Origin of the sequence: Sporosarcina sp. FSL W8-0480 (assembly GCF_037963765.1) — a bacterium.
Lineage (GTDB): Bacteria > Bacillota > Bacilli > Bacillales_A > Planococcaceae > Sporosarcina.
Window position 1 is genome coordinate 1,341,705 of sequence record NZ_CP150166.1, and the last position, 23,873, is coordinate 1,365,577.

A 23,873-nucleotide genomic window follows, 5' to 3' on the forward strand; every position below is an offset into this window, starting at 1 on the left:
GGAAGAATAAAAGTGGAGAGGGCTTTGCCTCCTCCGCTTTTTTATTTCTTCTCTTTCAATTCATAGCCTAATCTAAGAGCTGTATTTTCATTTGCCATTCATGGTGGCAATAGGAAAATTGCAGAAGATTTTATTGAAGCATTTTAACTTATTTCATAAATAAAGATATTAAATAACTTGACGAAAAAGCTAAAGGGGAGTATTATGTTTTAGTTGCTTAAAATATAACTTTAAAATAATGTTTTCTGTTAATTAAAGGTTAAATAAAAAATAAAAAGGTTGGTGTTTACATGGGAAAACAATGGCGTTTTAAAGATTTTCTTTTACACAACTTTTTAGGGATATATGCAGTAGCTGTATTGATGTTATGGATGAAAACATATATTGCTCAAACTACACAATTTGAATTAGGGGTAGAAGGACCGCTTCAGCAATTCCTTTTACTGCTGAATCCACTTGGTTCGGCATTGCTATTTTTAGGAATTTCTTTCTTGTTTAAAGGAAAGAAAAAGTATACAGTGTTAGTCGTCATATACACGCTTATGTCGATTCTTTTATATGCGAATGTCGTCTATTACCGGTTTTTCAGTGATTTCATTACATTGCCAACTCTTTTCCAAACGCAGAATTTCGGGGATTTAGGTGGGAGTGTTCAGTCGCTGTTAGCCCCTTTTGATATTTTGTTCTTTGTTGATGTAATCGTCATGATGTACCTCCGATTTTCACATAAGGTGCAAAAAGAGACAAAACGGGTTGGAACTAAAAAAGCCACCGCCATTATTGCTGTTGCCCTAATAATTTCTATCATCAATTTAGGACTCGCTGAAATGAGTCGTCCACAACTGTTGACTCGCGGTTTTGATAGAAATTATATAGTGAAATACTTAGGGATGTATAATTATTCCATCTATGACTCGGTGGAAACGATGGCTGCATCATCGCAAAGAGCTTTGGCGGATAGCAGTGATGTTACAGAAGTAATGAACTATACACAATCTACTTACGCCGAACCGAATCCGGACTATTTTGGGGCTGCCAAAGGAATGAACGTCATCTATTTACATCTTGAATCATTCCAAAACTTTTTGATTGACTACAAGTTGAACGGAGAAGAAGTTACACCGTTTTTAAATTCATTAACAAGAGATAAGAATACAGCGTATTTCGATAACTTCTTCCACCAAACGGGCCAAGGTAAAACATCCGATGCGGAATTCATGTTGGAGAACTCCTTATTTGGTCTGCCGCAAGGATCGGCTTTTATTACGAAAGCACAAAATACGTACCAAGCCGCTCCAAGTATCTTAAAGGATTACGGATATACATCCGCTGTATTCCACGGAAATAACGGCAGCTTCTGGAATCGAAATACAATCTATAAAGAATTTGGATTCGACCATTTCTTCGATGCAAGTTATTATGATACGAGCAACCCAATCGACATGGCGGAATACGGATTGTTGGACAAACCGTTCTATGAACAATCTGAAAATCTGTTGAGTTCACTGCCGCAACCTTTTTATGCGAAGTTCATTACGGTTGCAAATCACTACCCGTATGAAATGGATCAAGACTTGGTGACAATTGATAAAGCCCAGACTGGAGACAAGAGTGTGGACGATTATTTCCAAACTGCGCGGTATACAGACGAAGCGATTGAAAAAGTCTTCACTCGTTTAAAGGAATCAGGTTTATACGATAACTCGGTCATTGTTCTATATGGCGACCATTATGGTATTTCCGAGAATCATAAAAAAGCGATGGGCAAAATCATGGGGAAAGAAATTACCCCTTTCGAAAGTGCGAACTTGCAGCGCGTTCCTTTATTCATACATGTTTTAGGAATGAAAGGCGGTATCAACCACACGTATGGTGGCCAAACAGACCTTCTTCCGACGTTATTGCATTTGCTTGGAATTGATACGAAAAACTTTGTTCAATTCGGTTCCGATTTATTCTCTGAAGAGCATAATGAAGTTGTTCCATTTCGTAATGGCGATTTTATCAGCCCAAGTATTGATTTGATTAATGATAAATTTTACGATAATCAAACAGGCTTACCACTCGACGATAGTCAAATGGAGAAAGCCGATGCTTTGAAAAAAGAAGTCGATTATAAATTGGAGCTTTCCGATAAAGTCGTGAACGGCGACTTATTGAGATTTTATACACCAAAAGGGTATACTCCCGTCGATCCTTCTCAATATAACTACACTAAAGCCGAATGATATATAGAAGCAGAAGAAGCATGTTCTCTCCAGATGGAGAGGGCGTGCTTTTTTTAAGGTACCTGTGCAGCGCACTATTCAATTTATTCACTACAATTGCATAATAATTCAATACGAATAGCATATTGATGCAAGGTATTTGTATATTTATACAAATTGGTTGAATTGTCATGAATGTTTCTTGCACAGGTACCTTTACAATTTTTGATGTCTTTTCTCTATAGCAAAGTTATACTTAAAAAAATATGTTTTAATGAAATTACTGATAGGGTGGATGATGATAGATGATACGTTATGAAAGTGATTATTTAGAAGGTGCTCATGAACAAATTCTGCAACGACTGCTTGAAACCAATGAAGTGCAGACGCCTGGATATGGTGTGGATGAATTTTGTGATAGGGCAAGGGGTTATATTAGAGAAGCGTGTAATATGGAGAATGCGGATGTGCACTTCTTAGTCGGTGGAACGCAAGCGAATACTACGATTATTTCATCCATTTTGCGTCCACATCAAGGAGCGGTTTCTGCAGTTACGGGTCATATCGCGGGACATGAATCGGGAGCCATCGAAGCGACTGGACATAAAGTGCTTACTTTATCGAGTGACGATGGGAAAATCACTGCGAGCCAAGTGAAAGCTCTATATGAGGCTCATTGGAACGATGTTACTCATGAACATATGGTACAGCCGGGTTTGGTTTACATATCTCACCCTTCCGAGAATGGGACTACTTATAGTAAATCCGAGTTGGAGGAATTGAGCAAAGTTTGCCGGGAATGTGGTCTGCCATTATTTATGGATGGTGCTCGTTTAGGATATGGTCTCGCTGCAAAAGATAACGATCTATCGCTAACGGATATCGCAAGACTTTGTGATGTGTTCTATATCGGTGGAACAAAACTTGGAGCATTGTTTGGAGAAGCTGTTGTTATCACGAATGATGCCCTTAAAAAAGACTTCCGCTATTTGATCAAACAAAAAGGCGGGTTGCTTGCTAAGGGAAGATTATTAGGGATCCAGTTTGAGACCTTGTTTGAAGATGGCCTCTACTATGAGATTTCCAAGCATGCCGTGGACTTGGCGATTATGATTCGGGAGGCGTTTGTTGAAAAAGGACATTCATTACGATATGATTCCAAGACAAATCAACAGTTTCCCATTTTGCCGAATGATGTGTTGAGTGAGTTAAGCAAGAAGTACTCTTTTTCTTATTGGGAAAAAGTCGATAATACGCATAGTGTTGTGAGATTTTGTACGAGCTGGGCTACGAAAAAGGAAAATGTTGAACAATTGATTGAGGATATTAAGAATATATAAAGATAAAAAGTTGGAGATCAGGTCAGATTCAATCTGTCCAATGCTCCAACTTTTTTGTTATCAATTATGTGGGAGTATTAATCGTATATCACATTTTTCCCTTGTTCAGTTAACTTTTGTAAAGATGTAAGCATATGATTTATTTGTTCATCTGAGTGTCTCTCCCATGAACGTAATTCAGCTATTATTTTCAAAGGAGATGTAGACCGATAGGAACGGGTTTCCGGGAAATCTCTTGTCAGTTAAGTTCGGATCATTTTCAAAATCACCCAATGGTTCTACGATATAAATTCTCTCTTTTCCATTAGACTTTGCTAATTCAGCCCCCCATTTAGCAGCTTCTAATGTTGCAGTAAAATAGATATGGTTAGATTTTTTACCCTGATAATTGGAGGGGTGAAAAGGTTCAAGAAGCTCTCCAATTTTTAGTTCTGCTTTTGTACCATGAAAGAACGGACCGGGATCCAAGATATTTTTGTTGTCATTCATATAGTTACCCCCTTATACTTTGTGACTTGCGTAGTACAGTATAAGGTATGGATGAGGTAAATAGTAGTCTATAAATGATTATCAGATGGTGTTATAATGTAAGTAGAGAGAAGTTGTGAATCCGTTAGAGAGTGGGTAAAGGAGAGGGGTGGCATATGCTGCTCCTCTTTTTTTCATCGGCTAAACTGGGATATTAAAGGCAATGAAGAAGGTGGAATACGTATGGGAAGAATGGAACATAAGCAACAACAGAAACAATCGAAATTAAAGAAGAAATGGCCTAATTTAAAAAAACCAATAAAACTCCTTTTATTAGGAATTTTAGTTGTAGTCCTATGTGGATTGGTCGTGTTGAATCAATTAATCTCATCAAGTGATGTGAGTAAGTTAGAAGAACCTGAACCGAGACCGACGTTTATTTATGATCAAAACGGAGAGATCGTTAGTAAGATTTCAAATTCCAAGATGGAAGGGGTTCGTCTTGATCATATTCCTGATGAGCTGATTGAAGCAGTGATTTCTGTGGAGGATCAACAATTTTACAAACATGGTGGGGTTAATTATTTCGGGATTGCGCGGGCATTTACCCAGAATCTATTAAAAGGTGAGGTTGTTGCTGGTGGGAGTACGATCACGCAACAGCTTTCAAAAAATGTGTTTTTAACGCAGGATCGTACGTACTCTCGTAAATTCAAAGAATTTCTGATTGCGAAGAATATTGAAAGAACGTATTCAAAAGATGACATCATGGAACGCTATCTCAATCAAATCTATTTTGGTGAAGGGGCTTGGGGTGTTCAACGGGCTGCGCAAATCTATTTTGGAAAAGATGTAAGCGAGTTAACGTTAAGCGAATCTGCCACATTAGCAGGGTTGATAAAAGCGCCAACTCACTTATCTCCTTATAAAAACATGGAAAAGTCAGTGCAACGGCGCAACATTGTTCTATCGTTAATGAAAAGTGAAAAGTATATTAGTCAAGCGGAGTACGATGAAGCGATTCACGAGGAAATTGTGTTGGCCGATCCAACAATGCCGAATTATGAAGGGAAGTATCCATATTATATTGACCATATCATTGACGAGGCGGTAAATAAGTACGGGCTGACGAAAAATGAAGTGCTTTCCGGAGGTTTACATATCTATACGGCGTTAAATCCTGTCATCCAAGATTCCCTTGAAGAAGTGTATCAGGATGAACGCAATTTTCCAGAGAGTAAGCCCGATCAACTTATTCAAAGCGCTTCGGTCTTCCTTGATCCTAAAACGGGTGGAATTCGTGCATTGATTGGGGGCAGGGGAGAGTATACGTATGGACGCTTTAATAACGCGACCAAGCTCATTAGGCAACCGGGGTCGACCTTGAAACCAATTTCCGTCTACACGGCAGCGCTCGAGCAAGGCTATCAAATTTCGGATCTGTTAGTTGATGAACCGATCAATATTAATGGCTATTCTCCGAAGAATTTCGATAAGCAATATAGAGGGCAAGTGACAATGTACGATGCAGTTGCTCAATCGTATAACATCCCTCCAGTCTGGCTGCTTAATAAAATCGGAATTGAAAATGGCGTGCGCACCGTGGAACGGTTCGGAATCCCATTGGAAGAAGACGATCATAATTTAGGCCTATCATTAGGGGGCTTGCATAAAGGGACTTCACCTCTACGAATGGCTCAAGCCTTTTCTGCATTTGCGAATGATGGGGTCATGATGGAGGCCCATGCTATCTTGGAAATAAAAGATTCAGAAGGCGGAGTCATTGGAAAATGGCGTGAACAGTCCGTTGAAGTGACAGAAGCGGAAGTTGCCCAGCAAATGACTTATATGCTGAAAGGCGCTGTAGAAGATGGAACGGCCAAGAAAGCTCAAATTTCAGGGATGGAAGTTGCCGGTAAAACAGGCACCACCCAACTGCCGTTCACGGGTGTGGATGGATCGAAGGATCATTGGTTCGTCGGATATACCCCAGACATCGTCGGTGCGATTTGGTTAGGCTATGATAAAACGGATGCTGAACATTACTTAACATCAACAAGTAGTTTCACAGTACCACCAATCTTCGAGCAAGTCCTATCAAGATCGATCAGTGAATTGCCTACGAAGAAATTTGATTTGCCATTAATTGCGAATATGAAAAAAGATATAGAGAAGCAGAAGGATAAGTTGAACGAGAAAAAACGAAAACAAGAAAAAGATAAAAACGAACAGAAGAAGAAGGAAGAGAAAGAACAGAAAAAAAGAGAGAAGAAAGACAAGAAGGATAGAGAGAAGGAACGGAAGAAAAGAGAAAAGGAAAAGAAAGAGAAGAAAAACGAGAAAGAAAAGAAGAAACGAGAAAAAGAGTAAATCGTTAGTGATATTACAGCAGTGAAAAGAAGCATGAATTTTCCGGGATGGAGGATTTATGCTTCTTTTTGAGTTGCAAATACAATAAATCTATCAGCCATATTTCCTTGGAATAGTTTATGTATATATTGAATTCGTAAATTTACTGCAATTTAGGCTTTTAATTGATATGATAGTAGAAGGTAAATTGATAGGTAAGGAGTGGAAGGTTTGAAGGCGATCCGTGTAGATTATTCACCGAACATAAACGGTGTTGTAAAAATTCCTGGTTCCAAAAATAGCTCGTTGGCTCTTCTTGCAGCAGCTTGTCTTTCAGATGAAACGATAACCTTTAAAGGAATACCAAATATAGCTGATTTCCGCGTGATTTGTGAAATGGGAGAAGAAGTTGGACTGAAGATTAAACGTGAAATAACTGGGGATGTATCCATTGATCCGAGATCGATATCTTCCACCGATTTTGATCCTGTGAAGTCCTCATCATTTAGGACGGCGTATTATTTTGTAGGTGCATTACTTGCGAAATATGGAAAAGTTTCAGTAGGGTATCCTGGCGGCGATAATTTTGTAAGTCGGCCAATTGACCAGCATATAAAGGCTTTGGAGATGATGGGAGCCGAGTTTACGTATCATAAAGATTACTATGAGGTTGAAGCGAAAGAATTGCATGGTGCGACGATTTATTTTGATACGATCACTTCTGGTGCAACGATCAACGCAATGTTAGCTGCTGTCAGGGCAAAAGGGAAGACGGTGCTGTTAAATGCTGCGCGTGATCCAGAGGTTATTGATACTGCGATTTTCCTGAAAACAATTGGGGCAAAAATAAGTGGGGCTGGAACAGACACGATTCGTATCACGGGTGTAACTCAGTTACATGGCGGAACGCATCGCGTAATTCCCGATCGGCTGATAGCGGGTTCATTCTTAATTGCTGCTGGTGTAGCAGGGGGGAGTGTAACGGTGACAGATGTCATTCCGGAGCATCTTGGATCCTGCATTGCAAAGCTTGAGGAAATAGGATTAGAAATAGACATACGTGATAATTCCATTACTGCACGTTCAACAGGAAAACTACTTGCATCAAGGATTCGAACGGGTATGTACCCAAGTTTTGCAACAGATTTACAGCAACCAATGACAACCTTATTTACTCAAGCTTCAGGGAAAAGTATTGTAGCGGAAAAAATCTATCCGAATCGTTTTCAGCATGTCGGTCAACTGAGAAAAATGGGTGCGGACATTCGAGTGCGCTCTGGTGTTGCTTTTGTTAAAGGAAAAAGCAATTTGATAGGAACTACCGTTTCCGCTTCTGATATTCGGGCTGGTATTTCATTGATCCTTGCGGGCATGGTTGCAGAGGGTACCACCTACATTACTGGTATTGAACATATTGAACGCGGTTACGAAGATGCCGTAAATGCTTTTCAATCGGTAGGGGTACGGATTACAAAAGAAGATATAAACTATAAATTTAACAACCCGTTTTACGGTAAAGCTTGGAAAGGTTGTTAAATAAATAATCAGGGCTAAGCAAATCCACCGCTTAGCCCTTTCTTTGGTTCTTTTGAAATTTTTAGCATTATTATAGTTCGATAATAAAAAAAGTGGGGGACTTGAATATGTGGGTACAACGTTTTGTTGAAACGGCAAGAGGGACTTTCGAGGTTTTTGAAAAGGGGGAAGGCGAACCGTTAGCTGTCACTCATCTATACAGTGAATTTGATGACCGAGGAAATGCGTTCGCGAATCCATTTACGGAACATTATCATGTCTATCTCATCAATTTGCGAGGGGCTGGGAAATCGGTAGGCGCGCAATCTGAGGAGCAATATAGCATGAAAGAATCCGTGTTGGACCTCGAAGCGATAAGGGAAGGTCTAAACTTAACAAAATGGGGTTTTGCAGGACATTCGACAGGGGGCATGTTAGCTCTTGTGTATGCTGTGATGCGCGAGGAATCATTGACGAAAATCATTGCTGGCGGAGCTGCGGCAAGCGTTGAATATAGTGCTGATGCAGGCAGTATTTATTGCCGTGAAAACCCGAACTTCGAACGGATTATTGAAATAATGGATCGAATGGATACTCCGGACGTGCCAGTGGAGGAAAGAAAAGCTTTAGGCAGCGAATGGAATTTGATGTCTTTCTGTTCCGAAGAGAAAATGGAGGCGGCTTTTAAAAAGCCAAATAGCGGCAAGACGGTTGGGGATCGATTGACGTATTTCAGAAAAGTGGACTGCAAGACGTATGATGTCAGGGAAGAGTTGAAGCTTGTTTTCGTGCCGGCTTTTGTATATGCAGGTAAACATGATGCGCAATGCCCGCATAAATTCGGCATTGAAATTGCGGAATGCCTACCGAATGCGACATTCACTTCATTCGAACATAGCAATCATTATCCATTTTTTGAGGAAGAAGAACGATTTGATGAATTTGTAAGAAGTACGTTGACACTTATTGGCGAAAATCCTTCAAATGAACCTGCCGTAAATTAATAGAGTCTTGATTAAATGGTTCTTTTTCTTGTTCACTGTGAAGATAAGAACGTAATCACATTGGTTATCTCCTTGGATAGTAGCAGTTTTACCAGTAGCTCAAGGTTTTATTGATTCCGATAGGACTCCATTTGGAATTAAGCGACTTTGTGTCCAAACGTTATTAGAACGGGCTAAACATTTAATCGAAATCAAACCAAATACTCCTGATCAGTATCGAGTGGTTGTTTATATTAGTTTCCAAGCATTGTTTGATTCCCAAATTATAGTGTTTGCTGGTGATTCTCACTTTGAAGGGTTCTTTGATAGAAATGACGAATTTCAAAAATGGATTCCGTTATCCAAAGAAAGGCATTTTGAGAGTGAATGGAGAATAAATATCCCCCAAAATATGAGTGTTTCAAGAATTAAGGAAGAAATAACCAATGTAGATGGGGAAATTTATAAAAGAGATATTTGGTTCATAGGTGAATTAAATTAATACCTTGTTCTTGAGTTAATATGAACGGATGTTTTACTTGAAAATCTTAGGTTGCTTGGACAACTCAACGGTGCAGTTTAATAATATTTATTGGGGTCTTTACTGCTAAATAGGGTGGAAGGAATGATATTAGATGATTAGCGGGAATAAACATAAAGCGAAGGAGTGATATGTTTATGTTCAGCAAAAAAATGATTTTTATCTGCGCAGTATTATTAGCATTAGTAATTGCGGGTTGTAATCACAAAGGGTCAATAAAAGAAGAAGTTTCACGAGACAATTGGAATGAAAGTTCTCTATTCAAATCAGGAAATTACACAATGATTGGAGAAGAAGGACGTTTAGGTTTTATTTACGATAATAGCGAAGTAGTTAGATTTTATCCAAATAAAACACAAAAATATATGTGGCATTTTTGGGGAAATGAAGATGAGTTGATTGGTGACTTTGAAGTTTTGGGAACTCACGAAGACAGTGATGAGGAAATAATAATTGTACCGAAAAGAGGAAATACATCTCTTCTTAGCCCTAACAATGGTGCAGACCAGCACTTTCCAACAAATATGACGTTCCCGAAAAGTGGAATGTGGAAGTTAGATGCATATATAGGAGATAAAATATTTGGGAGTGTTTATGTAAAAGTTCATGAGGAATAAATCGTCTATTAAACTAACGTGTATTTTACTTAAGGATTGTTTAGCTGCATAAACTGCGTTATTTCTTGTTTGACAGAAGGGGGAGTAGTAAATATGCAAATACCTTTGATTGTAATTTTGGGACCTATTATAGTGGTTTGGATACTATTATATATTTTCTATAAGCTTATTAAAGAACATATAGACGAGCGCTTTGAAGAACTGAAAAAATACATGAAAGAAAATCAATAAACTTATTGAGTGTTTTGCCACGGAGGTACTTATGAAAATTCACTATTATTTAGGTTGGTTTAATAATTTCTTTCCAGAGAAACTGGGCAGGGCTTTACAGGAGGATATAACTGATAGAAAATCCCTTGCTCTGATTAGTTCAAATCCATCTATTTATGAAGATGATGGTGCTACGGAACGCTCGTGGCTTGACCATACTAACATTCTGTTTGACGAATATCATTTAATTAATTATCGGGTACAAAAGGAAGAGGCCCAAACGATAATTCAAAATGCTTCCGCCATTTTCTTGTTGGGTGGAAATGCAATTGAACAAAATGGTTTTTTTGGTGGAATACGAATTACTGGATTTGATTAAAAAAAGCAACGCCGTGGTAATGGGCGCCAGTGCTGGTGCAATCAACATGTCCACTAAATGGTTATGCTCGAAAGACTTTGGATTTAATGTCGAAGAGAACTCTGTTTACACCGGAATTGGACTTGATAATTTTTCCGTCCTCTCTCATTTTGATCTTGAAAATAATTTTGAAGTAATTCAAAGCGAACTATCCCCCCTATCGGAAGAAATAGATATTTATGTGTCGAACAAAGATTGCGCGGTACGTGTAAAGGGAGGCAAAACCGACGTTTTGGGCAGTGTTTTATTAATTTCCAACTCAAAGATTCAGAAATTGATTGAAACGCTCTAATTGTAGTGAATAGCTTCGGCTGAATTGAGTTTAGAAGGGCAGGGAGGAGAACGAAAAATGAAAAAGTTTTATGTCGCTTCGAGTTTCAAAAACATTGAGGTCGTTCGCTTGGTTAGTAATCGATTAAAAGATGAAGGTTTTATCCAAACATATGATTGGACAAGAAATGAAAGGGCGTCAACAATTGAAGATTTAAAAATCATAGGATTAAAAGAAAAGGATGCTGTAATGGAAGCAGACTTTGTAATAGTCTTATTACCAGCAGGCAAAGGAAGCCATATTGAATTAGGCATTGCACTCGGACTGGAAAAAAGAATATATCTTTATTCACCAAATGATGAAGTAAATCAATTTGAGACAACCAGTACGTTTTACCATCTCCCTGAGGTCCAGAAGTGTATGGGTGCTATTGAAGAATTCGTAGAAAAAGTCATCTCAGATCAAGTGTTAGTAAACTAATAGAAGTATATCGATTATCGTATATGAAGGCTGCTCACTATTTCATTGAACTTTTGGGAAGCCTTCTTTTTCTCTGCATGCAAATAGGTGTCAACTAATATACTCAAATAGTCTGCAAGAAGGGAGGCAAGGAATTAGTGGTGACTAAAAAATATGATGAGATATTTAGCCGAGTTGTGAAATCAAAGCAAATACATGAGTCTGTTCTATTTATCCAAAATACAAATGGGGATTTTTCATACAAAAATGAGTATGGGGGCAAGAGCATCGATTCACCATTACTCATGGCAAGTATCACAAAGCTGTTTACGACTACATGCATTTTGCAATTGGTGGAGATAGGAAAACTGTCATTAGATGATAAAGTGATAAGTTTTTTCGATAATGGGAAACTTAGTGGGCTCCATCTTTATAAAGGACAGGACTATACCGAGAAATTGACGATCGCTCATTTGTTGTTTCAGACAAGCGGGTTACCGGATGTATCGGAGGAAGGTAAAAATAATCTTAGAAAACGTGTACTCCGGGAAGATATGAGCGTCATGTTTGACGAATTGGTAGAATTGACGAAAGAGATGAAACCACACTTTGCACCTAACACGTTAAATAGATCGCATTATGCAGATATCAACTTTGATATTTTAGGCAGGATTATTGAATCCGTTACGAATTCCCCATTGGAAGATGTTTTTACGACTTTCATCTTTGAACCTTTAGGGCTTGAGAAAACATATTTGCCTATAGATGAGGATGATTTTATTCCTACTATTTATTTTAAAAATAACGCGATTTCCCGTCCGAATTACATTAAAAGTTGTCGTGCGAGTGGAGGGGCAATTACCACTGCCCGTGAAATGATGGTCTTTATTAAAGCGTTTTTTGGAGGGGAATTATTTGATAAAGAAGTTTTCCACCAATTGGAGAATTATAGGAAGTTACAAATCACCTTTTTTCCCATTCAATATGGCGGCGGCTATATGCGAATTCTGTTAGGTGGATTTTCAATGTTTTTCATGGGTAAGGGGGAATTGATTGGACATTCGGGCTCGACAGGTTCCTTTGCTTTTTATTACCCAGAGAAGGATCTGTTTTTTGTAGGCGATGTAAACCAAACGGCGAATCCAGCAACAGCAATTCGGGTGGCGATACGACTTGCGGTTTCAAGTAAATAATAGGAACGACATTTAATACTCTATTTAACGTAAGGACTGTCTACTGACGGTTCCTTTTTTTGTTGGACAGGAAGTAGTTAGAAAAACTTACACTTGCTTATATAAGCGTATGCTTATACAATTATTTCGGAAAGGTGGAGAGCGCTTATGAATACGGAAGTGACGATTGATATTCAGCGGGCATCACAGCTATTAAAATTGCTTGGAGATCAAACCCGTTTGACGATGATGAAATTACTCCAGTCACATGAATGTTGTGTATGTGAATTTGTCGAGATTTTTAAAATGAGTCAGCCGGCAATCAGCCAACATTTGCGGAAACTGAGAGATATTGAATTAGTTAAAGAAGAACGCAGAGGGCAGTGGGTTTTCTTTTCGATAAATGAACATCATGAAGATTATCCGTTCATTCAAAGTGTACTTGAGCATCTTCCGGAGCAAAGTGAGTCAATTTCTGAGTTAGAGGAACAAGGGCTTCGTGTTTGTTGTCAATAAGGAGGAGAGTACGGGTTGGGTTCGGTTATTATTGCATCATTGATTTTCATATTTACAATTATTTTAGTTATTTGGCAGCCTAAAAATTTATCAATCGGATGGTCTGCATGTATTGGTGCTGTGGTTGCTTTGTTGGCGGGAGTAGTTGATTTCCAAGATGTATTTGACGTAACGGGAATTGTTTGGAATGCGACTCTCGCTTTCATCGCCATCATTATTATTTCATTAATCTTAGACGAAATCGGTTTCTTTGAGTGGTCTGCTTTACATATGGCGAGATTGGCCAAAGGTAGTGGTATTCGCATGTTTGTATATGTCAGTATCTTAGGTTCGATTGTTGCTGCGTTTTTCGCAAATGATGGGGCAGCGCTCATACTGACACCAATCGTACTTGCGATGGTACGAAACTTGAATTTCAGTGAAAAGATGGTTTTTCCATTCATCATTGCAAGTGGGTTTATTGCAGATACGACTTCATTGCCATTAGTCGTGAGTAACTTGGTCAATATCGTTTCAGCCGATTATTTCGGCATTGGATTTGTAGAGTATGCATCCCGAATGATCGTACCGAATTTATTTTCATTAATTGCGAGTATTTTAGTGCTGTTTTTATTCTTCCGTAAGAGCATTCCGAAAGACTATAACGTTTCGGAGTTAAAAGAACCGAAGGAGGCCATTAAAGATGTTAAGATGTTTCGGCTTTCTTGGATCATATTAGGCATTTTGCTTATCGGGTATTTCACGAGTGGAATCACAGGTTTGCCTGTTTCAATAGTAGTTGGAGTCACTGCGATATTCTTTATGATAATGGCACTAAGAAGTCCTACTGTAAACACGCATCAAGTTGTAAAGGGAGCACCTTGGTCCATTGTATTCTTTTCGATTGGGATGTACGTGGTCGTTTACGGATTGCGAAATGTCGGTCTGACAAGCGTTTTAGCTGATCTCATTCAAATGGCGGCAGACCAAGGCTTGTTTATAGGTACGATTTCAATGGGCTTCATTGCTGCGATTTTGTCGTCCCTCATGAATAATTTGCCGACTGTCATGATCAACGCCTTAGCCATTGCCGATACGAGTACTACAGGTACAATTCGCGAAGCGTTGATATATGCAAATGTCATCGGTTCGGATTTAGGCCCGAAAATTACACCGATCGGATCTTTGGCTACGTTATTATGGCTGCATGTTTTATCACAAAAAGGTGTGAAAATCTCATGGGGTACATACTTTAAAACCGGTATTGTCTTAACGGTGCCAACGCTATTCATTACACTTGTCGGGCTGTATGTGTGGCTTTTACTTATACATTAAAGGGGGATTAATTATGCCGAAAAAAACACTGTATTTCTTGTGTACAGGCAACTCCTGCCGTAGTCAAATGGCAGAAGGATGGGCTAAAAAACACCTTGGTGAGGAATGGCAAGTTCTTAGTGCAGGAATTGAAGCACATGGAGTCAATCCAAACGCTATTAAAGCGATGAATGAAGTTGGCGTCGACATTTCAAACCAAACCTCTGATATTATCGATTCACAGATACTGAATAATGCAGATTTCGTTGTCACGCTTTGTGGAGATGCCGCTGATAAGTGCCCAATGACTCCTCCACATGTTAAACGGGCTCATTGGGGATTTGATGACCCTGCGAAAGCAGAAGGAACTGATGAAGAAAAATGGGCGTTTTTCCAGCGTGTACGAGATGAGATAGGGGCAAGGATTGAACTGTTCGCTAAAAATAGAGAATAAACGGTTATAATTTGTAAAGGTACCTGTGCGCCGAACAATTCAATTTATTCACTACAATTGCATGGTTATTCATTTGAAGGTGCGGTGGAATAATAGTCAGTGAATATTTATTCAAATTTTATGAATAATCATGAATGTTTCTTGCACAGGTACCTTAAAAAATTAAAAAACTTTCCGATGATAAATTCGCACAGAGAGCATCCAAGAGAAAAGATACAGAAGAGTGACTGCTAATATTGCTCCTCCATACAACAGAGCGTCATCGAGAGAGAGGAGTGTTTGGACAGTTCCTCGTATCCGATCGTTCATATCTGGTATAAATTTAGCAACTATAACAAAATAAAGGACAAACAAAACAATAGAAGCGATCATCAAATATTGGCTTTTGAATAGATATGAAAATGGAAAAGCAAGGGAGACAAAAACAGCTACAAATCCTGCTATAAATAATAATTGCCCCCACGGAACGAACTCTTTATAAATGACCAAATTCCCGATGAAAATTGTTAGCAAGACAAGGAAAATGAACACACATGCACCCGCGTATTTGGAGCTGACAATTTCTTTGCGCGTATAAGGCAAAGAATTCAGCAAGTAATGGACAGACGATTTCTCATCCGTCAAAAAGCTTTGCATAATGATGGCAATGGAAAATAAAATTCCTACGTAGATCCGAGAGCCATCCAAAAATAAGTCTAAAAATAAGATGGGCAACAGTATTAGCAATGTATATTTCTGCAAAACAATATCTTTACGAATGAGATGCAGCATAGTGATCAATTCCTTTCTTTGTGTACAGCATAATATCTTCAAGTGTCGGCTTTTCAAAAATGACTGTCTCTCCGAAAATGCCCGCTGTGCGCTGTTTATTCGCCGTCAAAGCCTCGAATCCACGATTGGATCTCCTGATTCCTATAAATTCTTGTTCCGTATCGCGATCCAATAAATCCATTTCACCTTTTACAATCGCATAGTCTTCCTCGATTTTATAATGCTCTTTCGTGAAAATATGCCGGCCATTATGGATGAACGTAATATAATCCGCAATTCGGTCCAAGTCGGTCGTAATATGCGACGAAAAGAAAATCGTCTTTTCATCATCCTGCATGAGTTCATGGAGGATATCCAATAGCTCCCTACGAAATATTGGGTCTAACCCGGATGTCGGTTCATCCATGATGATCAACTCAGCGTGATGGGATAGTGCAAAGGTCAAGGAAGCTTTCATCATCATTCCTTTTGAAAACGTCTTGATCTGTTTCTTCATCGGCAATTCAAATAGGTTGATATAATGATTAAAAAGGGTATCGTCCCAATTTCTGTAGGCAGGTTTTATGATTTTCTTCATCTCTGAGAGCGTTATATTCTCGTATAGAATATTGTTATCATATACAAAGCCAATTCGTTGTTTGATTTCTTTTTCATGGTTTTTATAGTTCAAACCAAAGAGCGAAATCTCACCGCTGTCCGGTTGCAATAAATTCATGATCATCTTGATCGTTGTGGATTTACCCACGCCGTTTCCACCGATGAATCCTGTAACGAAGCCCCTCTTCACTGAAAGTGAAAAATCTTTCAGCTCAAACCCTTTGAACGTCTTATTTACATTTCGCAATTCAATTACGTTTTCCATCATGTCTCCTCCTTATATAACAAGGTTAGTAATTCTTGTAATTCCGCTAATCCGACCCCTATTTCCTTGCTGTTCACAATGGCGGATTGTAACTGTTCTTCAATGACTTTCATTTTCCGTTCAAGAATCATTTCATTATTTTGCTCTGATACGAATGACCCTTTACCAACAATCGAATAAATAAATCCGTTTTTCTCAAGCTCTTCATACGCCCGTTTTGTCGTGATGACGCTTATATCCAAGTCTTTCGCTAACTGGCGCATCGATGGCAGCGCCTCTCCTTCCCGTAATTCATTCGTCAAAATATGTTTCTTAATCTGCACATAAATCTGTTCGTAGATTGGATCCTTTGAAGTGTTGGAAATGATAATTTGCATAAAAAAACCTCTTCCTTACTATAGTGTGTATACACGTTATATACACTATATACAATACGAGAGTAATGTGCAAGTGGAATTTGAAATTTAAAGGTACCTGTGCGCCGAACAATTCAATTTATTCACTACAATTGCATGGTTATTCATTTGAAGGTGCGGTGGAATAATAGTCAGTGAATATTTATTCAAATTTTATGAATAATCATGAATGTTTCTTGCACAGGTACCTCGCATGAGTTGGGGATTTGTCATGAAAACTGACATATATTCATATAATATATTTGGGGTGGAAAAATGCCGAGAATCAAATATCGGGAAAATGATGTTGACCTGATGGCGAGGATGATGAGGGCGGAAGCTGAAGGTGAAGGCAATCAGGGGATGTTGTATGTAGGGAATGTAATTGTTAACAGGGCCGTGGCGGATTGCTTGGACTTTAGGGATGTAAGGACGATCAACGATGTTATTTTTCAAGTGCAAGGAAATAATTATTCCTTTGAAGCCGTTCAAAAGGGGAATTTGTTTTATGAACGAGCGAGATCTAATGAAAAAAGATTAGCGAGGCAGAATTTGGAGTATTGGCGACAGCATCCAGCGAGATTCGCCCTTTGGTACTTCAATCCTTACGGACCTTGTCCGCCGACCTGGTATGGGCAACCTTTTACAGGACAATTTAAAGCCCACTGTTTCTATGAACCTGCAGCGGGTACGTGTGAAAGTGTTTATAGTTAGTCTTATCGGTGAAATTACATTAACCCTTTTCGAGTCAATTGACTTGAAAAGGGTTTTTTAGTTGGGAATTGTAAAGGTGCCTGTGCGTCACACAATAGAGAATATTCATTGATTATACATGAATTTCAAATAAGGATATAGTAAGCAATGTGTTTTAGTTTGAACTTGCTGTATTATTATGCATATAGCTAAATTATCATAAATGTGTGTTGCACAGGTACCTTTAAAAAAAGAGGTACCTTAAAAGAAAAGTCTCTCCGTTATCTCCTCACAAACAACAGTTTAAACCACTGATTCACGATGAATGGCATTATCGACAAACTATAGATGAGCAATAGTTGTGTGCTGCTTAACGTGGCGACTTTGAAAACGCCTGAAAGTGACGGGATGAGCAGGACGGCGTGCAAACTTATGAATCCAATGATGAACGCGTACCATGTGTACTTGTTTGAAAAGACGCCGATTGTAAAGATGGATTCCTTCGATCTGGAGTTAAACCCATGAACCAGTCGGGACAAGCATAACGTCGCGAACGCCATTGTGCTTGCTGTTACGACATCTCCTGTTTCGAGTCCCGTCCGAAAAGCGATGATGGTGGCGACGGCGATTAGGATTCCTTCCATAACAACCCGGGCCGTAAACACTTTCGTTAATAAAGGTGTGTGGATATCCCTTGGCTTGTCCTTCATCGCTCTCTTGTTATGCGGCTCAAATCCGATTGCAATCGCAGGAAGGCTGTCGGTCAGCAAGTTGATGAATAACAGGTGCACTGGCGCGAAGGGGACGGGTAGTCCTAACACTGTCGCGTAGAGTACGACAAAAATCGCCCCTGCATTTCCTGATAATAAAAAGAGAATGGAGTTTTTGATATTCGTGTAGATGCCTCGTCCATTCGAAATCGCTTTGATGATCGTTGAAAAGTTATCATCCGTCAACACCATGGAGGACGCGTCTTTTGCCACTTCCGTTCCGGTGATTCCCATTGCCACACCGATATCGGCCTTCTTCAAGGCGGGCCCATCGTTCACGCCATCCCCTGTCATTGCGACAACATGTCCTTTTTCCTGATAGGCATTCACAATCCGCATTTTATGTTCCGGTGTGACACGGGCAAAAACGGAAAAATCTTCAATCCGATCCCGAAGCTCTTCCCGAGTCAATTTTTCAATTTCGTGGCCTTCGATCGCTTCGGAAGGATCATTTAAAATCCCGATTTGCTTCGCGATGGACATTGCTGTTATTTTATGATCGCCCGTAATCATGACAGGCTTAATCCCAGCTTGAATGCAGCTTTCAACCGCTGCTCTCGATTCTTTTCTTGGGGGATCCATGATTGCGAACAATCCCATGAATGTAAGACCGATTTCATCCCTAACATCAATAGGGCGGTTGCTCCTTCGTTCTTTATAGGCAATCGCCAACACTCGTAATCCGTCTTCGGAAAAGGTTCGGTTAACCTCTTCGATTTTTCTACGGTGTTCATCCGTCATCGTCACAATCCCTTTTGAGGTCTCGATTTTGACGATTTTCGGCAGGAGGACATCGACCGCTCCTTTTGTAATCATGACGGTTTGATTACCCATGTCATTCAAAGTGCTCATAAGCTTTCGATCGGAATCAAAAGGAAGTTCCGCCACCCGTGGATGATGCTTCCTGACAAGCAATTCATCAAAAAGGAGCTGTCTCCCTAACTTCACAAGCGCCATTTCAGTAGGGTCACCGATCTCTTTTTCATTCTGACTTAACGCATCGTTGCAGAGCAGTGCCTGTAGAAGGAGTTTCTTTTGAATCGGATGTTCCGGATGTAATTGATCGTGCGGAATGACTTTTTCGTCTACATACACATGCTGAACTATCATTTTATTCTCAGTCAACGTCCCGGTTTTATCGGAACAAATGACCGATACGCTGCCTAAACTTTCAACGGCATACAACTTCCGGATAATCGCGTTTTCCTTCGCCATTTTCCGGGTTCCGAACGCCAATACAATCGTCACAATCGAACTAAGGGCTTCAGGGATTGCTGCAACAGCGAGCGAAACAGCGAACATGAATGACTCGACCAATTCACGGCCACGAATGAGGTCGATCGTGAAAATTGCTACGCAGATCATCGTAATTCCAAGCGCCAACTTTTCCCCGAAGTGATCCAGGCTTATTTGGAGAGGGGTTTTCTTTTCCTTTGCAGTATCCAATAAATTCGCGATCTTCCCGATTTCGGTCTCCATCCCGATTGCAGTAACGGCGACAAGTCCACGTCCATTCGTGACAAAGCTGCCGGCGAACACCATATTGTTCTGATCGGCAATCGTTTCATGTGCTTCACCAAGCGGCGCTGAGCTTTTTGCCACCGCCAAGGATTCACCGGTCAGCGAACTTTCATTAATATGCAAATTGAAGGATTCAATTACTCGTCCATCAGCGCTTATGAAATCGCCGGCCTCAAGCAACAGTAAATCCCCGACAATAATATCTTCCGAATCAATCTCAATGAGCTGGTTGTTCCGCATCACTTTTGCAGTGGGGGAGGACAACGCCTTTAAATTCTCCAATGACTGTTCCGCCTTCGCATGTTGAACAGTCCCCAATATTGCATTCACAATAACGACAAGCAGTATAACAATCGTGCTTTCGACTTCTCCTAACAGAAATGAAACAAAAGCGGCGACCAACAAAATGATGACTAACAAATCCTTGAACTGACCAAAGAAAACAGCTATGGAGCTCGTCCTCTTTCCCTCCGTCAATTCATTGTAGCCATACTTGTCCCGCCGCATCTCCACATCATCGTCATTTAAACCATGCGGAGTCACCTCGAGTGACTTCATGACCTCATCCGCAGACAGTCGGTGATAGGCTAACATCCAATTCCCCCTCCAGTCGAAAAACCATATCGGGCAACCCCAAAAGGTTGTCCAATCTTCGGTATCATCCTATGCAGGCGGTCGTGGTTCGTATTCCAAGGATTGTAAGAGGATTGTAAAGAGAATGTGATTGTAAAGGTGCCTGTGCAGCACACAATAGAGAATATTCACCGTAAATGTATAATGTAAAACCTTGAATGTTGTATCTATGATGTTTTAATATTGTTCATTCGCATTTTTATTCAAACTAATGAATTACCATAAATGTGTCTTGCACAGGCACCTTTACAAAGGTACCAATGCTAAGTTGTGGGAGTTTAAAAAACTATGATTATCTGCATAATTGCTTTAAAATATAATTTTCGTCGACTAATTCATATAATGGGCAGCTCGAAAAAAGTATATTTGTAGACTGGAGAAGTAATGTGCAAATGATACAACAACTAAAAAATAAAAAGAAACTTCTATCTATACTCTTAGGTGTATATGTAGCTATATTGGTATACTTTATGTTTTTCGGATTTGGACGTCCGCAGATTGTAGGGTCCCAAGAATATCGATATTCGTTAATACCTCTTCGAATTCCCTTGTGGCTCCCAAAACATTTTTCAATTGATATTATTAAACTCTGGATCTTTGCTCTTGGTAATCTTATAGCATTTATTCCGTTTGGTATACTTGTGCCAATAGTATTTGAACATCACTTTAAAACATATGCTAAGTTGATTACCTTATTTGTGTCTTTTATTCTATGTATGGAAATTGTTCAACTAATAACTTATTTAGGAAGCTTTGATGTTGAGGATATTATTATAAATACAATGGGTGCAACAATTGGCTTTTGCTCATATAAAATAAGCGAACGTATGAATACTTCGAAAAAGTATTGGGTTTCTATGGGATTGTCCATAACGGGGTTAACTTTGCTGATGTTCCTTATTGCGTGGATATTTAACAATACAATCACACCATATCTTGAAAAGACATTTGGCTTTTGGTTTTAAAAAGGCGGTATCTGTGGGTTTTGGATAACCACAGATACCGCCTTTTAGGATTATGAGGATTTATTTGTTTGTTCTGCATATCGTTTAAAATTATCTAATATCGCTTGCCATCCTTGTCGTTACAGACCTTTTCCACTGGTGCCTGGATCGATGCTTCAATTGTGATTTCCTCAAATGCTCCATTTGTCTCACCTTTAAATGTATTTAGTTCTACGTTACCTATGATTAACTTCCACCAGTATTATAAACCTTTGAATTTTATTGAGCGAATAATCCAATTAAGTAAATTGCCAAGTATTTGCATCAAGCTTTATTCATCCCTCTACTAATTATGCCTTCTCCCAATTCACAGGCGGCTTATTGAGTTGCGGAGGAATGCCTAACTCCTTTGATGCAGCAAAGATAAATTCTCTCCTGAAAAAGTAACTTCGACTCATAACAATTTTTCCATTTTCAATCTCTTGGTACTGAATATCATGGATAAGTGGGCCATTTTCTGATTCTGATAGAACGACAATGACTGGCCTACCCCATAGTATATATTGTTTCGCTTTGTGGCCAGGCAATCCAAATTGTAATGACCCATTTCGAATTTCATCCTTCGTAGTTTCAAGAAAACCAAGGGAGGCTTCATAATGGGGTTGGTCGCTGAATAATTCAAGAAGACCTTCCACATCGCCATCAGCTATTGCCTTTAAATATGTCTGGATGACTTGATGTTCACTTTCAGTAGGCTCCGTTTTCGACCTATTTCCCTCAGGCATATCCTTCAGCTTATTCTTCATCCTTCTTGTTGCAGCATACACAGCAGTTGGTGTTGTTTTTATGATACTTGCCACTTCGTCTGCATTGAATTGGAAGATCTCCTTTAAGAGAAAGACAGCAGTTTGCTTAGGAGTGAAAAGGTAAAACAGCTGTTCCAAGGCCTCTTCAAGCTCCAGATGATCAGAAAAATCGGCTGTAGGCAAATCATCTTCAGACAACGTTCCAAGGTTTCGCTTTTCTCTACGACAATGGTCAATCCATGTATTTGTCGCAATACGATAAAGATATGATTTGAGATTTGTAACATGCCACCGTTGATATAAACTCCCCATCGTCTTTAACATCGTTTCCTGATAAAGATCCTCACCATCCCACGGAGAACCCGTCAAATAGCGACAATACTTCCATAATCCATCTCCCAAATCCGCAATGACTGTTTCGAATTCCTTTTGAAATTCCCGCGACAGCTCAATAACCTGATTAACTTTCTGTTCACCCAATGTATAGCCCCCTTTAGTTCCTTCATATGTATAACGAATAAGATGAGGAGAATTATACTAATTCCCATTAAAAATTTATCTTAGCACAATAAAGCCCTACAATTTTTGGTTGACAATCTATTTGCGGTTCTCACTTTATGTAAAGGTGCCTGTGCAGCACACAATTGTAAAGGTGCCTGTGCAGCACACAATAGAGAATATTCATTGTGTATGCATAATAAAAAACCTTGAATGTTGCATCTACAAGGTTTTAATATTATATGTTTGCATTTTTATTCAAACTACTGAATTACCATAAATGTGTCTTGCACAGGCACCTTTACAAAGCAGGCACCTTTACAAAGGTATCTCAACAAAAAAGGAGACACTCATTCACATGTGAATTGTGTCTCCGCATAGTTTATTTATCGATGTTTTCTCCCCAACAACCGCTTATTACTTATTCGACCCGTCGTTTGATTACTCTTTGCGCCATGATTGCTATTTTTTTTGCCTCAATTATTTCCTCTTTCGCAGCTCCCGTGAAAATTCCCGTTTCCAATAACCCAGTAAAAGCCTCAATTTTTTTATCAGCGAACACTAAAAGTTCTTCTGCGTTGATGTTCGGATCATTTGCTAATTTCATTAATTCCCAAGCCTTTTGTAATGCCTTACTTGTTATGTTCACTGTAAAATCGAATTTCTTTTCCATCCTATCCCCCCGCATCTTGGTTGTTTTGTATTATATGCAGGGAGACTTAAAGGATGGGCAACTATATCTCCGTTCAGAAAGACAGGACGACAATGATTGTCCATTACAATTAAACAATCACTCTTCGGTTTGCATACGATAACATTAGTATCGCGCAAAGGAAGTGAAAGAAATGCCGAACGACCAGCTGCAAACGCTGCGCACAAAAAATCCGGAAGAAGGTTATAAATTAGCAGTTAAGCTCGCGCAAAAGGGGATCTTACTTACACAACCATCTGAGGAAATCAGAAAAATGTTACGTCCAGTTTATTCAACGAATGCGGATAGTTTAATAGCAACCTCACACGTTATTGCCATACATTTTCAAACCGTTGCTTTTGCCAATAACTATTGGAATCAGTAAATGATAAATCTTTGTTATGAAAGCACTGTAAAAAATAAGTAAAAGGGATTTATGGAATATAAAAAGCCATTGGAGTTTTGCTTTTTAGTGC

General features: G+C 39.3%; 21 protein-coding genes and 2 pseudogenes. 16 read left to right on the forward strand and 7 right to left on the reverse strand.

The window, feature by feature from the left end; genetic code table 11:
• Window positions 1-290 precede the first annotated feature (290 nt).
• Entirely contained in the window at window positions 291-2,228 is a 1,938-nt protein-coding gene (locus NSQ43_RS07010) for an LTA synthase family protein (RefSeq protein WP_339254238.1), read from the forward strand.
• A gap of 284 nt (window positions 2,229-2,512) precedes the next feature.
• Window positions 2,513-3,547, forward strand: coding sequence for a low specificity L-threonine aldolase (locus NSQ43_RS07015; RefSeq protein ID WP_339254240.1), 1,035 nt, complete (start codon window positions 2,513-2,515; stop codon window positions 3,545-3,547).
• Between the two features lie 77 nt (window positions 3,548-3,624).
• Here the strand turns inward: NSQ43_RS07015 and arr are convergent.
• Window positions 3,625-4,036, reverse strand: a pseudogene (gene arr / locus NSQ43_RS07020) (NAD(+)--rifampin ADP-ribosyltransferase).
• Between the two features lie 222 nt (window positions 4,037-4,258).
• Between arr and NSQ43_RS07025 the strand changes: the two are divergent.
• The 11 genes and pseudogenes from NSQ43_RS07025 to arsC all read left to right on the forward strand — a co-directional run bounded on the left by NSQ43_RS07025 (window position 4,259) and on the right by arsC (window position 14,813).
• Window positions 4,259-6,385, forward strand: coding sequence for a PBP1A family penicillin-binding protein (locus NSQ43_RS07025; RefSeq protein ID WP_339254242.1), 2,127 nt, complete (start codon window positions 4,259-4,261; stop codon window positions 6,383-6,385).
• 210 nt (window positions 6,386-6,595) lie between these two features.
• The gene (murA, locus tag NSQ43_RS07030; RefSeq protein ID WP_339254244.1) at window positions 6,596-7,900 is read left to right on the forward strand and encodes a UDP-N-acetylglucosamine 1-carboxyvinyltransferase; all 1,305 of its coding nucleotides are present in this window, start codon (window positions 6,596-6,598) and stop codon (window positions 7,898-7,900) included.
• A gap of 107 nt (window positions 7,901-8,007) precedes the next feature.
• Entirely contained in the window at window positions 8,008-8,883 is an 876-nt protein-coding gene (locus tag NSQ43_RS07035; protein ID WP_339254246.1) for an alpha/beta hydrolase, read from the forward strand.
• Window positions 8,884-8,959: 76 nt separating this feature from the next.
• A complete protein-coding gene (locus NSQ43_RS07040; RefSeq protein ID WP_339254829.1) occupies window positions 8,960-9,364 on the forward strand; it encodes a DUF3916 domain-containing protein in 405 nt (134 codons plus the stop codon).
• Between the two features lie 176 nt (window positions 9,365-9,540).
• Window positions 9,541-10,020: a hypothetical protein gene (locus tag NSQ43_RS07045; protein WP_339254248.1), complete on the forward strand. Its 480-nt coding sequence runs from the start codon at window positions 9,541-9,543 to the stop codon at window positions 10,018-10,020.
• A gap of 262 nt (window positions 10,021-10,282) precedes the next feature.
• A pseudogene (locus NSQ43_RS07050) lies at window positions 10,283-10,940 on the forward strand (Type 1 glutamine amidotransferase-like domain-containing protein).
• 57 nt (window positions 10,941-10,997) lie between these two features.
• A complete protein-coding gene (locus NSQ43_RS07055) occupies window positions 10,998-11,399 on the forward strand; it encodes a group-specific protein (protein WP_339254250.1) in 402 nt (133 codons plus the stop codon).
• Between the two features lie 137 nt (window positions 11,400-11,536).
• Window positions 11,537-12,571: a serine hydrolase domain-containing protein gene (locus tag NSQ43_RS07060; protein ID WP_339254252.1), complete on the forward strand. Its 1,035-nt coding sequence runs from the start codon at window positions 11,537-11,539 to the stop codon at window positions 12,569-12,571.
• Between the two features lie 147 nt (window positions 12,572-12,718).
• Entirely contained in the window at window positions 12,719-13,066 is a 348-nt protein-coding gene (locus NSQ43_RS07065; RefSeq protein ID WP_339254254.1) for a metalloregulator ArsR/SmtB family transcription factor, read from the forward strand.
• Between the two features lie 15 nt (window positions 13,067-13,081).
• Window positions 13,082-14,380, forward strand: coding sequence for an arsenic transporter (locus NSQ43_RS07070; protein WP_339254256.1), 1,299 nt, complete (start codon window positions 13,082-13,084; stop codon window positions 14,378-14,380).
• A gap of 13 nt (window positions 14,381-14,393) precedes the next feature.
• Window positions 14,394-14,813, forward strand: a complete 420-nt coding sequence (arsC, locus tag NSQ43_RS07075) for an arsenate reductase (thioredoxin) (RefSeq protein ID WP_339254258.1) — start codon at window positions 14,394-14,396, stop codon at window positions 14,811-14,813.
• A gap of 162 nt (window positions 14,814-14,975) precedes the next feature.
• On the opposite strand, the gene NSQ43_RS07080 is transcribed toward arsC, so the two are convergent.
• From NSQ43_RS07080 to NSQ43_RS07090, 3 genes are read right to left on the reverse strand one after another with little or no spacing between them, the layout of a single operon-like run.
• On the reverse strand, window positions 14,976-15,584 hold the full coding sequence (locus NSQ43_RS07080) for an ABC-2 transporter permease (RefSeq protein ID WP_339254260.1): 609 nt from the start codon (window positions 15,582-15,584) through the stop codon (window positions 14,976-14,978).
• The gene (locus tag NSQ43_RS07085; protein ID WP_339254262.1) at window positions 15,565-16,446 is read right to left on the reverse strand and encodes an ABC transporter ATP-binding protein; all 882 of its coding nucleotides are present in this window, start codon (window positions 16,444-16,446) and stop codon (window positions 15,565-15,567) included. Before NSQ43_RS07085 ends, NSQ43_RS07080 begins: the two co-directional genes overlap by 20 nt.
• Complete coding sequence (locus tag NSQ43_RS07090; RefSeq protein WP_339254264.1) at window positions 16,446-16,823, reverse strand: GntR family transcriptional regulator; 378 nt, start codon at window positions 16,821-16,823, stop codon at window positions 16,446-16,448. Before NSQ43_RS07090 ends, NSQ43_RS07085 begins: the two co-directional genes overlap by 1 nt.
• A gap of 294 nt (window positions 16,824-17,117) precedes the next feature.
• Between NSQ43_RS07090 and NSQ43_RS07095 the strand changes: the two genes are divergently transcribed.
• Entirely contained in the window at window positions 17,118-17,555 is a 438-nt protein-coding gene (locus tag NSQ43_RS07095) for a cell wall hydrolase (protein WP_339254266.1), read from the forward strand.
• A 260-nt stretch (window positions 17,556-17,815) separates the two neighbouring features.
• Here NSQ43_RS07095 and NSQ43_RS07100 read toward each other — a convergent pair whose 3' ends face one another.
• Entirely contained in the window at window positions 17,816-20,419 is a 2,604-nt protein-coding gene (locus NSQ43_RS07100; protein WP_339254267.1) for a cation-translocating P-type ATPase, read from the reverse strand.
• A 431-nt stretch (window positions 20,420-20,850) separates the two neighbouring features.
• On the opposite strand from NSQ43_RS07100, the gene NSQ43_RS07105 reads away from it, so the two are divergent.
• On the forward strand, window positions 20,851-21,423 hold the full coding sequence (locus NSQ43_RS07105; protein WP_339254831.1) for a VanZ family protein: 573 nt from the start codon (window positions 20,851-20,853) through the stop codon (window positions 21,421-21,423).
• Between the two features lie 329 nt (window positions 21,424-21,752).
• Here the strand turns inward: NSQ43_RS07105 and NSQ43_RS07110 are convergent, their stop codons facing one another.
• A complete protein-coding gene (locus NSQ43_RS07110) occupies window positions 21,753-22,688 on the reverse strand; it encodes an RNA polymerase sigma factor (RefSeq protein ID WP_339254269.1) in 936 nt (311 codons plus the stop codon).
• A gap of 439 nt (window positions 22,689-23,127) precedes the next feature.
• Entirely contained in the window at window positions 23,128-23,379 is a 252-nt protein-coding gene (locus tag NSQ43_RS07115; protein WP_339254271.1) for a hypothetical protein, read from the reverse strand.
• A gap of 172 nt (window positions 23,380-23,551) precedes the next feature.
• Here NSQ43_RS07115 and NSQ43_RS07120 point away from each other — a divergent pair, with 172 nt between their 5' ends.
• The gene (locus NSQ43_RS07120; protein ID WP_339254273.1) at window positions 23,552-23,782 is read left to right on the forward strand and encodes a hexameric tyrosine-coordinated heme protein; all 231 of its coding nucleotides are present in this window, start codon (window positions 23,552-23,554) and stop codon (window positions 23,780-23,782) included.
• Window positions 23,783-23,873: the final 91 nt, after the last annotated feature.

Coding starts and splice junctions, on each gene's coding strand:
- NSQ43_RS07035 (WP_339254246.1), top strand. CDS start 8,008: ATGTGGGTACAACGTTTTGTTGAAACGGCAAGAGGGACTTTCGAGGTT.
- NSQ43_RS07085 (WP_339254262.1), bottom strand. CDS start 16,446: ATGGAAAACGTAATTGAATTGCGAAATGTAAATAAGACGTTCAAAGGG.
- NSQ43_RS07100 (WP_339254267.1), bottom strand. CDS start 20,419: ATGTTAGCCTATCACCGACTGTCTGCGGATGAGGTCATGAAGTCACTC.
- NSQ43_RS07045 (WP_339254248.1), top strand. CDS start 9,541: ATGTTCAGCAAAAAAATGATTTTTATCTGCGCAGTATTATTAGCATTA.
- NSQ43_RS07080 (WP_339254260.1), bottom strand. CDS start 15,584: ATGCTGCATCTCATTCGTAAAGATATTGTTTTGCAGAAATATACATTG.
- NSQ43_RS07120 (WP_339254273.1), top strand. CDS start 23,552: ATGCCGAACGACCAGCTGCAAACGCTGCGCACAAAAAATCCGGAAGAA.
- NSQ43_RS07010 (WP_339254238.1), top strand. CDS start 291: ATGGGAAAACAATGGCGTTTTAAAGATTTTCTTTTACACAACTTTTTA.
- NSQ43_RS07115 (WP_339254271.1), bottom strand. CDS start 23,379: ATGGAAAAGAAATTCGATTTTACAGTGAACATAACAAGTAAGGCATTA.
- NSQ43_RS07105 (WP_339254831.1), top strand. CDS start 20,851: ATGATACAACAACTAAAAAATAAAAAGAAACTTCTATCTATACTCTTA.
- NSQ43_RS07065 (WP_339254254.1), top strand. CDS start 12,719: ATGAATACGGAAGTGACGATTGATATTCAGCGGGCATCACAGCTATTA.
- arsC (WP_339254258.1), top strand. CDS start 14,394: ATGCCGAAAAAAACACTGTATTTCTTGTGTACAGGCAACTCCTGCCGT.
- NSQ43_RS07090 (WP_339254264.1), bottom strand. CDS start 16,823: ATGCAAATTATCATTTCCAACACTTCAAAGGATCCAATCTACGAACAG.
- NSQ43_RS07015 (WP_339254240.1), top strand. CDS start 2,513: ATGATACGTTATGAAAGTGATTATTTAGAAGGTGCTCATGAACAAATT.
- NSQ43_RS07025 (WP_339254242.1), top strand. CDS start 4,259: ATGGGAAGAATGGAACATAAGCAACAACAGAAACAATCGAAATTAAAG.
- NSQ43_RS07055 (WP_339254250.1), top strand. CDS start 10,998: ATGAAAAAGTTTTATGTCGCTTCGAGTTTCAAAAACATTGAGGTCGTT.
- NSQ43_RS07095 (WP_339254266.1), top strand. CDS start 17,118: ATGCCGAGAATCAAATATCGGGAAAATGATGTTGACCTGATGGCGAGG.